The 11,135-nt window shown below is 47.3% G+C and carries 9 protein-coding genes; all 9 read right to left on the bottom strand.

The window, feature by feature from the left end:
* Positions 1-5 precede the first annotated feature (5 nt).
* The 9 genes from BBR47_RS13805 to BBR47_RS13765 all read right to left on the bottom strand — a co-directional run bounded on the left by BBR47_RS13805 (position 6) and on the right by BBR47_RS13765 (position 11,053).
* On the bottom strand, positions 6-1,145 hold the full coding sequence (locus BBR47_RS13805) for a VWA domain-containing protein (protein WP_015891013.1): 1,140 nt from the start codon (positions 1,143-1,145) through the stop codon (positions 6-8).
* Positions 1,130-3,532 carry a DUF5682 family protein gene (locus BBR47_RS13800; RefSeq protein ID WP_015891012.1) on the bottom strand — a complete coding sequence of 801 codons (2,403 nt, stop codon included), beginning with the start codon at positions 3,530-3,532 and terminating at the stop codon, positions 1,130-1,132. Before BBR47_RS13800 ends, BBR47_RS13805 begins: the two co-directional genes overlap by 16 nt.
* Positions 3,493-4,593 (bottom strand): ATP-binding protein, encoded by a 1,101-nt coding sequence (locus BBR47_RS13795; protein WP_172801856.1) that lies wholly within the window; start codon positions 4,591-4,593, stop codon positions 3,493-3,495. Before BBR47_RS13795 ends, BBR47_RS13800 begins: the two co-directional genes overlap by 40 nt.
* Before the next feature lie 200 nt (positions 4,594-4,793).
* Positions 4,794-5,654, bottom strand: a complete 861-nt coding sequence (gene kynA, locus BBR47_RS13790; RefSeq protein ID WP_015891010.1) for a tryptophan 2,3-dioxygenase — start codon at positions 5,652-5,654, stop codon at positions 4,794-4,796.
* Positions 5,655-5,733: 79 nt separating this feature from the next.
* A complete protein-coding gene (locus BBR47_RS13785; RefSeq protein ID WP_015891009.1) occupies positions 5,734-6,729 on the bottom strand; it encodes an aliphatic sulfonate ABC transporter substrate-binding protein in 996 nt (331 codons plus the stop codon).
* Between the two features lie 30 nt (positions 6,730-6,759).
* Positions 6,760-7,515, bottom strand: coding sequence for an ABC transporter permease (locus BBR47_RS13780; protein WP_015891008.1), 756 nt, complete (start codon positions 7,513-7,515; stop codon positions 6,760-6,762).
* Positions 7,448-8,290, bottom strand: a complete 843-nt coding sequence (locus BBR47_RS13775) for an ABC transporter ATP-binding protein (protein ID WP_015891007.1) — start codon at positions 8,288-8,290, stop codon at positions 7,448-7,450. The genes BBR47_RS13780 and BBR47_RS13775 overlap by 68 nt, the downstream gene beginning before the upstream one ends.
* A gap of 474 nt (positions 8,291-8,764) precedes the next feature.
* Positions 8,765-10,255, bottom strand: coding sequence for an amidohydrolase family protein (locus BBR47_RS13770; RefSeq protein ID WP_015891006.1), 1,491 nt, complete (start codon positions 10,253-10,255; stop codon positions 8,765-8,767).
* Positions 10,256-10,441: 186 nt separating this feature from the next.
* Positions 10,442-11,053, bottom strand: coding sequence for a DedA family protein (locus BBR47_RS13765; RefSeq protein WP_015891005.1), 612 nt, complete (start codon positions 11,051-11,053; stop codon positions 10,442-10,444).
* Positions 11,054-11,135: the final 82 nt, after the last annotated feature.

The following is an 11,135-nucleotide window of genomic DNA, read 5'->3' as shown; positions in this document are numbered from 1 at the left end:
TCTCTCTATTTGATCACTTTACCAATCCACTGCGCGAGCTCATCAGGCGTGATCGCGGCAACGTTTGCTCCCATATCGCTCAATACCCTGGCAGCATGCTGGTTGTACGTAGCGTTGCCATTGAAATCCAAAGCCGTCAACACTAAAAACTTGCAGCCTGCGTCGATAATCTCCTTGCTTTGGCGATACATTTCCTTGATCGGGTAGCCTTCCTCCAAATCGCTGACGAGGATAAATATCGTCTTCGATGGATTTTCAAGCAGTGTTCTTCCGTATTTGAGCGCCTGTGCAATATGAGTCCCCCCACCAAGCTGCACACTCATCAGCACATCGACCGGATCATCCAGTCTATCGCTCAAATCAACGACCTTCGTATCAAAAATAACCAAATTCGTCTTCAAGGCAGCGAGCTTGTAAAAAATACTTGCCATAACGGAGCTGTAAATCACAGAGTCCATCATACTGCCGCTCTCATCCACAACAATGACGATGTTCCATTTGTTGTGATGCTGGATATTGCTGTGGAAATACAGCTCTTCGATGATAAAACGGCTTTTTTTGCGATCGTAGTTCTTCAAATTTTTACGAATCGTTTTATGGACATCCAGATTTTTCATCGACTTCGTATAACCGCGTTTGTGGCGATTGCGCTTGCCGACGATGCTGGTCTGCACTTCATTTTCAAGCTGACGCCGTATATCGTCTACGACCTTGCGTACAATTTCCTTTGCACTTTTTACGACCTCTCCTTTCATCCTACCTTTAAATTGGAGGATGTTTTTTAAGAGGGTCATGTTGGGCTCCATGCTTTCCAACACTTTTTTGTCAGTCAACAGCTCTGTCATGTTATAGCGATCCAGAGCTTGCCGCTCGAGGATTTCTACCGTCTTCTTGGGAAACAGCTTGCGGATTTTGTTCAACCAAGAGGGAACCGTCAATGCCGATTCTCCTCGGCCGCCTTCTTTTCGATAACCCTGCTCTTCTCCGTATTCACGGTTGTATAAAAATTCAAGAATCGAGTCCAATTCCTGATAGGAAAACTCGGATGATTGATAGACCCCGCTGCCTTCCAATGATTCCTCGGCATGCGAGCCCAATAACAACCGCCAGCGGTTCAAGGCTTCGCGGCTCAAATCAGGTTCCATTTGGCAAACTCCTCCTTGATCGCTTGATCGAGCATGCGGGCATCACGCAAGGTACGCTCATCGATGACTGGATTCGTGACTTGTTCCACCGTCGTTTGGAAGAGAGCTGCCACTTTTTCCGAGAGCATACTAATTTCCATTGGGCTAAAATATGTAAACGCCAATCGCAGTTCAGGCACTACCTGCAAAAAGTCGTCGTAAGCCAAGGATGTTATCATCTGATGCAAATCGCGCAGGATTTCTTCTTGATGAAAGAGATAGTCACGAGCCACGATAAAAACGCCATGTAAATACGCGGCGGTATGCAGCATTTGCTCAGGCGAGCCGAACATATAGGCACGGGCACGTTTGGAGATTTCTGCGCGGTCGATCACTTCGAGATTGCACAAGATCGCGACCACTACCCCCTCCAGTTTCGCGGGGAGCTTGTCGTTACGCAGCAATTCCCGCAGTTGATCACTGAAAATCTCTCGGGAATCATCCGCCTGTCTCTTCTCACTCAGCATGTAGAGGAATTTGAGCTGATCGGCCAACTCATCTAGTTCATTGGGGTTCGGGTTTCCCTGCTCGACGATTTTGGTCACAGCCTGGTAATATACTTCTTCCACCAAGTTCTCCAACCGTTCTGTTTCGCTAAGACCGAACAACCGTTTTTGCTCCAAAAGAATGGTGAGTGTCTTTAATGTCTTGCATAGCGAGAGAAAATGTCCATCCTGCCTAACGGACTCTACTACAGATTCAAAGAGCCTTTGCGACAGCTCTTCCAACCCCATAACGACCGCCATCAAAAGCCATTTTGCCAGCTCATAGCTCTGGTGCTGCGGCAGTTCTTTTACCATATCGGCTAGCTTATGGGCAGCTGCCTCCTTCACCGTCCCACCGTAGACCGAGCTCTCGATCAGACGGGCTTCTACGAAGGAGGAATAGCTGTAGCGCCATGTCTCTCGGACGAGATTGACATTTCGGTTGTTCATCCAGTCAGGTCCGGCTTCTTTGGTGCAAAATTCTGTGCCCAAGAACTGCATGCAGTGAAAAAACTGGCTGGCTTCACGATGCGACTTCTTGGCATACAGCTCTAGCACCTTTTGATTGCGGGCTGTCGTCGTGATCGCGAGCTTTAACGATTTACATCTGTCTTTACAATCGCGAACGATGGGTACATCCAGTGAATTAGGAGCCACTTCACCGATTCCGTCTCCGGTCAACAGCTCTCGCAATGTCTCGATCGGCTGAGAGGTTGCTATCGAGCGCTCGCCTTTTGTAAAAGCAGAGAGAACGGAATCGAGCAACTCATAGGCACCGCCCTCAGCCTTTTCCCGCATGACAGCCAAGCCGTTCATGAGGCTATATGCTTCGATCGCATCCGCTGTAGACGTCGTTTCTCCCTTGCCACGCAGTTTTTTTAGCAGTTGCGGAAGGTACGTTAACGCGCTGTTCGAGAAGGGAGCAGGCTCCTTCTTCTCGAGTGCCTTCCACACACTCTCGTAATAATGGACGTACGGCATCCCGCTTGCGTACCCATTCAACTGATCTGCTTCCTGGTACGTGTACACCATCGGATATATTTTTTCTTCCTGCACCTTTTGTATCTTGTAGGAAGTCTTGCGTTCCTCGATGAGTCCGTATGTATGAAAGCCCCCGGTTACCACGAGAATTCTCGCATGCTTTTTCTTTGCCTCTGCAATTTTCTGACGCATGTGAGCCTCGCGAATCAAATCGCCTTCCGCTTCCAAAGTAGCGTCATCATAGCATTTGCGTGACAGGTAGCAGTAGGCAAAGACATCCTTGACGAAATCCTTCGTCTGTTTCCGAATCCCATCAATTTCAAAAACCTTTTCCCACAGCTCATCGAAGTTTCGACATTTCATCGTCTGGCACAATCGCTGAATAAACTCCGAGCCTGCCAGCATGCGCTCATCGTGATAGGACAGTTTTTCATTCTTCTTTTTCAAATCATGGCCGTCTTCCAAGCTCTCCAGGCGGCTTCCGTAGCTTAGATCAATGAAAGCAGCGGGAATCTGCCGGCGTTTTGCTTCGACCAAGGCCACATATTCCGGCGAATACAGAAGAAACGGAAAGTAACAGACGTATTTTTGCTCCCCTGAGGCGTAGGCATAATAAATGCTCACAGGAGGCTTCGTCCGTTCATCCGTTAAGATCGGAATGATATGATTGCTATGGTCCGGGCCTTCAATCAAAATGATTTCCGGTTGATACTCTTCGATCGTTTTTTTCAAATGAAACGCGCATGCAGGACTATGATGACGAACCGGGAAATAGACGACCTGTTTGCTGAGGTTGTAGACCTCTTCTTCGACGAATGATTTTATGAAGCGGTCCTGATCCTTTATTTGATCCATTTCTTCTCGTTGTAATACGTTCCCCATAGACCCTCTTCCTTTGCCCGTTCTTTGACCACTTTGGTAAAGTAGGTTTTCAGGATATTTGCGTCCTTTTGGTTTTCCTTGACGACGGCTCCCAGCATGTTCTGTACCAGTCGATCCATGGAAATTGACCTGCCATCATAGTAATGGGACGTCATTGCACTTTGGACATAGACGGATACGGCTTCGGCTGTGCTCATCACGGATTGAGGGGAATCGATTTTGAATCCTTCCTTGGTCTCGCCCATCCGCAGTTCCATGAAGGTAGTCGCCAATATCTCAACCACATCGCGATCAATTTCGATGTTTACGCCACTTTGCTCCAGAATCACTTTTGCTTGGGATTCGATAATTTGGGCTTCCATTTTCACATGATTAATCGGTGCGATTGTCTCGAAGTTAAAACGGCGTTTGAGGGCGCTACTCATTTCATTGACGCCTTTGTCCCGCAAGTTTGCTGTTGCAATGATATTAAAACCGGGCTTGGCAAACAGGATGCCGTCTGACAGCTCGGGAATGTTCATCACCTTGTCACTCAAAATACTAATCAACACGTCTTGAACCTCAAACGGACAACGGGTAATCTCCTCAAAACGGGTAATGATTCCCTTGCTCATTCCGGTGTATAAAGGAGAAGGAACCAGCGCTTGCAACGAAGGACCTTTGTCCAGCAGCATCGCGTAGTTCCAGGAGTATTTGATCATATCCTCTGTCGTTCCCGCGGTGCCTTGGATCGTATTCGTGCTCGTACCAGAGATAGCCGCAGACAGCAGCTCAGAGAGCATCGTTTTTGCCGTTCCAGGTTCTCCGACAAGCATTAAGCCGCGATTGCCTGCCAACGTGACGATTGCACGCTCAATAAGTACATCGTCTCCATAGAACTTCTTCGTAATCGGTATACTTTCGCCCTCATAAGAGAGGGGTTCATCCGTTCCTAAAATAAAGTCGCGCACAGCTCTGGGCGACATCAGCCAATTGGGAGGTTTTGTCCCTGTATCCTGGGATCGCAGTGCATTCAGCTGTTTCGCATATAACACTTCCATAGGTGGCTTCATTGTTTCCATCCAAATGCCCACTCCATTTCTGGTTGTACTTGAAAAATAAGGTATACTATAAAAAATGAAAACATATGTTTGTCAGGAAAAGAAGGGTATTTGTACCCATTATTAGGAAAGATATGTGAAAAGATGTGAATTGAGTACTACATGCCAAAAAGCGCCCTGGGTCCCCAAGACGCTTTTCTCGCTGTTTTTTGAAGAGTTTATTACAACTGTGTCCGCAAGCTCCAAAGCTCCGGGAAAAAACGGTGATCGAGCGCTCTGCGTAAGTACATGACGCCTGATGACCCACCCGTTCCCGTCTTTTGGCCTATGATACGTTCGACTGTCGTCATATGGTTAAAGCGCCATTGCTGTTGCTGACTTGCGATATCCACCAGCTTTTCTGCCAACTCGTACAAATCCCAATACTGGTTCACATTTCGATACACGGTCAGCCAGGCTTGCTCTACACTCTGATTTGGTTGATATGGTTGCGACCAATCGCGATTCAAGCATTCCGGATCAATCGGCAAGCCCCGAACAGCCATCTCCCTGATCGCCGCATCATAAATGCTAGGCTGCTGCAAGGCCACACTCATCTGGGCGTGAAGCTCTGGTTGATGCGCATACACCGCAAGGACATGCTGGTTCTTATATCCTAGCGTAAATTCGATCAGTCGGTTTTGATAGGATTGAAATCCTGACGAATGACCCAGCTTGTCACGGAACTGGAGGTAGTCAGCTGGCGTCAATGTAGAAAGGACATCCCACGATTTAATCAATTGCTGCTGGATACGCGAGACTCGCGCGAACATTTTGAAAGCAGACTCCAGATCATGATTGCAAATGCATTCATTTGCTGCTGACAGTTCGTGCAAAATTTGTTTCATCCATAGCTCACTCACCTGATGAATGATAATAAATAGCATTTCATCATGATGGGTAGATTGAAGCTGTTGACTCGATAAGATTTGATCGAGCTGTAAATAATCGCCGTACGTCATCTCCTTTTGGAAATCAGTATGAATCTGTGTCTCTAATGAGGTGTCGATCGGTTGATTATTTCCTTGTTCATGTGGTCTCATCGTGGCACGACCTCCTTTCCCATCTAATTCCTTTCCACCCCTCTTTCCTCCTGCTGAATATTCCGTCTTCTCACCCGATTTATTTCGCCTCTTCCAAATACTTCAAATCGATCAAGCCATCGATTTTATTACTGGAAATATATCCGGCTTCCTTGCTGATATCTGCCATTTCTTGAATGACCTTTTCATTAACCGCTGTTGTAACTTCCAAACGGGAAAAGGCTGCCTGCACTTCTTTTTTGCTCAACTCTTTGCCAGTCAGATTTTTCAAATGCTTGATGATCAAGTCTTGGCTTTCTTCGGGATTTTCCTGAATGAATTTAACTGCCTTTTTATGTGCTTGCAGGTAGGCGGTTGCCAATCCTTCTCGTTTCAAAAATTCATCGCTGGCTGCTACCACGGTATTGGTTGATTCTTTCCCCCAAGCGAATTGATCCCAGTCCAAAAGCAATTTTCCCCCAGCCTGATTTTCCAGGACATATCCCCACGGCTCTTGCGTTGCTGCACCGTCAACGGATTTTTGTACGAATAAGGCTGCCGTATCTGCCGGAGCCGCCGCATACAGTTCCACATCTCCACCATTCGTCGTCGGTTTCAGGCCAACCTCATTCAGTGCTTTTCTGAGCATGACATCCTGTGTGCTGCCGATTACCGGAATCGTGATTCTTTTGCCTTTTAAATCCTTTAGTTCCGTAATATTGGTTGAACCATTCATGACGAGCACAGCTCCGCCATTGACCGCACCTGAAATCAAACGATACCCGGGATGCTTGACATAAAAGTTCAACAACGGTCCAGGTCCGACTGTCCCTACGTCAATCGCCTTTGTTGCCATTGCTTCCATAAACAATCCGCCATTGGCGACCGTTTTCGTTTGAATCTTTACATCCGCACCGAAAGCTTCCTTGAAATAGCCTTTCTCCAATGCAATGATCGTTGCGCTATGGGTCAGATTTGGGAAATATCCGATCTTGACTTCCTTCTCAGAGGATTCGGCTCCGCCTGTAGAGCACCCGCTAGCAATCCCCATCAATAATAGGGACGCAACCACGGTACTGAACACTTTTTTTAGCATGTGACAACACACTCCTTAGCCATTTTTCTTTTATGAATGGACTCCCCACTTCATCTGAACGTTGCGTTCGATCCGTGAAAAGACAACATTATCGACGATGGTCCCGATGATCGCAATAATGATCATGACAGATATCACCAAATCCATTTGTCCAAGTGAACGGCCCATCTCGAGTAATTGCCCAAGACCACCGCCACCCCCGAGCAACTCACCAGCCATGAGTGCCCGCCACGAAAACGCCCAAGCGATCCGAAGCCCAGAGATGATCTGTGGTACGGATGCAGGAAGAATGACCGTTCGAACGAAGTGAAAGCCAGTCGAACCATAAGTCTTGGCTACCCGTTGATATAGCGGCGGGACATTTTTGAAACCGCTGGTCGCGTTGACCGTCATCGTCCAGGTCGCCCCAATCGTCACGATGAACAAAATAGAGAAGTCATTTAAGCCAAACCATATTATCGCAAGCGGGAACCAGACAATGCTTGGGATAGATTGAAGCGCAGTCACGACAAAGCCAAGCGTATCTTCTACGAGTTTGTACCTCCAAATGAAGTAACCCAATATCAGTCCGATGATAATAGCAATGAGAAAGCCCAACAGGATTCGTCCCATGCTTTTTCCAATCGCGGCGGTAATTTGCCCGCTTATCAAGCCATTTACGAGTGTATCGAAAACCTGGGTCAAGCTGGGAAACATGAACGATGGCAGCCCCGATAATTTAGATGTGACTTCCCATATCGCCGCTATCATAGCGATGAAGATAACCCGTCTTAAAGCTGTAGTCATTGCCCATTTCCTCCTTCAGCACCTTTTCTATCTCTTCTTGCAGAATCGACAGCACCTTCTGCTCGGTGCTTACTGTCACACTGTCCGGCATGACCCCATCGCGCATGGCAGGAACCGCAATGATTTCCTTGATTTTTCCCGGGCGTGTGGCAAAAACGACGATTCTCTCCGCAAGTAAAACGGCCTCCCGGATATTATGGGTGACGAAAAAAATCGTGACCTTGGTCTTCCGCCAAATCTCAAGCAGCTCCTTATGAAGAACCATCCGCGTCTGTTCATCCAGCGCCGAGAACGGTTCATCCATCAGCAAAATGTCGGGTTCCATGACAAGTGCCCGAGCGATGGCTACGCGTTGCTTCATCCCGCCTGAGAGCTGATGGGGATAGGAATGAACATACTTGCTTAAATGGACCATCTTGAGCACTTCCAGCGCCTTTTCGTTGGCTTTCGCTGCTGACATTTTCTTCAACTTGAGCCCGTATGTAACATTTTCCAAAACGGTCAGCCATGGAAATAATCCTGCTTCTTGAAAAACGACAACTCTGTCAGGTCCGGGCTTATTCACTTTATTGCCAGCAACGTGGATGTCACCGTTGTCCGGTTGATCCAATCCCGCTATCAAGTAGAGCAGCGTCGATTTTCCACAGCCAGAGGGGCCGACAATGGAAACGAAGCTGCCCTTTTCCACTTCCAGATTGATATCATCCAGCACCTTTACTTTTTGTTTCTGCTCATTCACAAAATGTTTCGTAACATTATCAATAGTCAGATACATGAATGCACCTCTTTTTATTCCAACTTAGTCGATGGGGATTATGAATAAATAAATAATGATTAATCCTATCGTTTTTGTCAACTATAATCCGATAAAAAAAGGGAAGGCGGCGGGCACCTTCTCCTATTCAATGCAAGGGCGACACTTTAGGTGCAGCATTGCACTACGTCCATTTCATCCGATCGGTTGACCCATATGGAACTGTCTGGTTTTATAAGAAAGTCGATGTTATTTTTCTTTAATGCTTCGATTTGTTCGGGAGAGGCGCCTTCCGAAAACTTATAATAGACGCTGGAGTTTTTCATCTTACCGTTCAAAATACCACTTCTCCACAAGGCCTCACAAACCCTGGTCTATTCCTGAGTAAAACTGGAAGAAGCGTTACTGAGAGTACACCCAGTATCGCTTCTATGAATACGAGAATTAGACCTCATTCAACTACTTACCCTATTGACAAACCACGCACTTTACTTATCAATATCCGAGCTTCGTCGGATCAAACCTTCTCTCATCCAAATAAGCTCGCGCATGCCCCCAGAAATACTTGCTTGGCTGCATGTAGATTTCCAGGCCTGCCCGCTCGATTGTGCGATTCGCCTCTTCATTCGCTTCCTTGAGGATTTGCTTTTCATCCACAGTCAAAACACGGCGCTCGTCCATAATCAGCTCACCGTCGACAATGACGTGGTTCACATCTCCACCGACTGCCTGATAGACGACACGATGGACGTGCATGTTCTCTGGATTCAAGTGGGCCTGATGCATATTTACGGTAATGACGTCCGCTTTTTTACCAGCCTCAAGAGACCCCAGCTCGTCATCCCAGCCGACACAGCGCGCCGCATCAATTGTTACCATTTCCAGCAGCTTGCCCGGCGGGAGGTAATAGTAATCACGTAGCGCAGCTTGTTGCAGCAGCTGCATTCTGCGCATGGCCTGAAACATGTCAAAAGGAGTCATCGGTGAAGTACCGTCTGTCGTGATTGCAACAGTCGCTCCCATCTCCAGCAATTCCGTAATCGGGGTCCTTGCGTTGATTTGACCAAAACCAGGAGAAGCGCTCACATTCGTTCCTGTTTCGGCCAAAATTTTCGCCTCGTCAAACGAAATCCCCCGACAATGCTGCAAGTGTACGTCTGGACCAAGCAGCGCGTACTCTTTATCTTGGATCGCGAGGTGAATCATGCCTCCAAAAGCATCGGAGTGGATGCGCGTGTCGTACCTTTTCGCAATCTCCCTGATTTTCCGTGCTTGGTACCGGTCGAAATCGGTTAAGCCAAACAATTGGTCAGCTGGTGTCGGATAGGACGGATTGACAGAGGTCACGATGACAAATGGCGTTATGTATGCTCTGGTTTTATCGTTATTCGCGTGATTCAGGGCTTCGATCACTGCTTCTGCTCCAGCGAGAACCTGCTCATAGGTGACTTCCTTCGTCACTTTTTGTCCATCGACCCAGCGGCTAAAGGGATGCGGCCACGGTGGGTTGCATGGACCTGTCGCTACGATTTCGCGGACACCAACCTCGTTGTACGCTTTGGCGTGATTCAAGGCAAAGATCGGATCATCTGAGCGAGGCATGGAGCCTAAGACGCTAACACCTGTCGTAATCCCGGCTTTAAGCCGCTCCAGTGCTGACAGCTTTCCTTCGTAGTACCAGAAATCGTCTGTCACGTAGTGCTTGTAAGTATTGGTCATGATTGGCATCCAGTCGTTGATATTGTCCGTTGCAATCGTTTTGAACAAGGAATGTCCGCCATGACCATGTGCGTCAATGAAGCCTGGTAGTATACAATGATGTGTGCAGTCGACTACCTTTTGCGCGGGATACTTGTCTTTTAGAAGTGGAGTGTCGCCTACCTCCAAAATTCTTCCTTTGTCAATGGCGATTGCCCCGTCCTGTAGTACCCTACGGTCTTTGTCCATGGTAATGACTACGCCGTTTACGAGTAGCAAATCGATCAAGTTGCATCTCTCCCAGCCTCAAGAATGAGGGCGGTGCCCATGTCACCTACTCCCCCCTCCCTACACCTTAACGCAATTACTGCGTTTTGTATTTGCAAGAAAATTACGACTTTTTGCAATATGTTTACCTCTTGGTTTCCATATGGAAAAACCACCTTCCCTCGAAGGAAAGATGGTTTTTCGGTTTTAGGCGTCCACTTTTCGTTTGCGGAGGAATAAGATGAGAAACACGATCCCCGCAAAGGCGAGTACAACATAAACGACATTGGAATAGAGATCGAAGTAGTACAGAATGTCTTCCCATGACTCCCCCAATAAGTGACCAGCCATCACGAGGATGATGTTCCAAATAAACGTACCAAGTGTTGTAAACAACAAGAACAGCGGGAAATTCATTTTGGTCATACCAGCTGGAATGGAAATCAGGCTTCTGATTAATGGGACCATGCGGCAAAAAAAGACCGTCCAGTACCCGTATCGATCAAACCATTTATTCGCCTTATGGATATCTGCCGTTTTAATGCGCAGAAGATATCCCCATCGCTCTACGATCTTCTCTATTTTTTTGACGTCCAGATAATAACCGATTCCATAGAGAATGATTGCCCCGATCACCGAACCGATTGTAGCTGACAAGATTACACCAAAAACCGTTAAGGAGGATTGCGTCGTCATAAAGCCACCGAACGTCAAGATCACCTCTGAAGGTATGGGTGGAAAGATGTTTTCCAGTGCCATCATCAGTAAGATACCGAAGTAACTATATTGTTCAATAATTTGGGTCATCCAGTTCTGCATGCTATCCCTCACAATTATTTACCAATGCTTATCTCTCCAGTATAGAGACACGCGTTGCATAGTTCAATGAAAAGCGATCATC

Origin of the sequence: Brevibacillus brevis NBRC 100599, from assembly GCF_000010165.1 — a bacterium.
In the GTDB taxonomy this organism is placed as follows: Bacteria; Bacillota; Bacilli; order Brevibacillales; family Brevibacillaceae; genus Brevibacillus; species Brevibacillus brevis_D.
The sequence above is the reverse complement of the archived record's forward strand: the minus strand, read 5'-3'. Positions and strand labels throughout refer to the sequence as shown.

What these genes read in the sequence shown, in the direction of transcription:
- BBR47_RS13780 (WP_015891008.1), bottom strand. Translation starts at nt 7,515, where the DNA reads ATGACTACAGCTTTAAGACGGGTTATCTTCATCGCTATGATAGCGGCG.
- BBR47_RS13765 (WP_015891005.1), bottom strand. Translation starts at nt 11,053, where the DNA reads ATGCAGAACTGGATGACCCAAATTATTGAACAATATAGTTACTTCGGT.
- BBR47_RS13805 (WP_015891013.1), bottom strand. Translation starts at nt 1,145, where the DNA reads ATGGAACCTGATTTGAGCCGCGAAGCCTTGAACCGCTGGCGGTTGTTA.
- BBR47_RS13775 (WP_015891007.1), bottom strand. Translation starts at nt 8,290, where the DNA reads ATGTATCTGACTATTGATAATGTTACGAAACATTTTGTGAATGAGCAG.
- BBR47_RS13795 (WP_172801856.1), bottom strand. Translation starts at nt 4,593, where the DNA reads ATGGAAACAATGAAGCCACCTATGGAAGTGTTATATGCGAAACAGCTG.
- BBR47_RS13785 (WP_015891009.1), bottom strand. Translation starts at nt 6,729, where the DNA reads ATGCTAAAAAAAGTGTTCAGTACCGTGGTTGCGTCCCTATTATTGATG.
- BBR47_RS13800 (WP_015891012.1), bottom strand. Translation starts at nt 3,532, where the DNA reads ATGGGGAACGTATTACAACGAGAAGAAATGGATCAAATAAAGGATCAG.
- kynA (WP_015891010.1), bottom strand. Translation starts at nt 5,654, where the DNA reads ATGAGACCACATGAACAAGGAAATAATCAACCGATCGACACCTCATTA.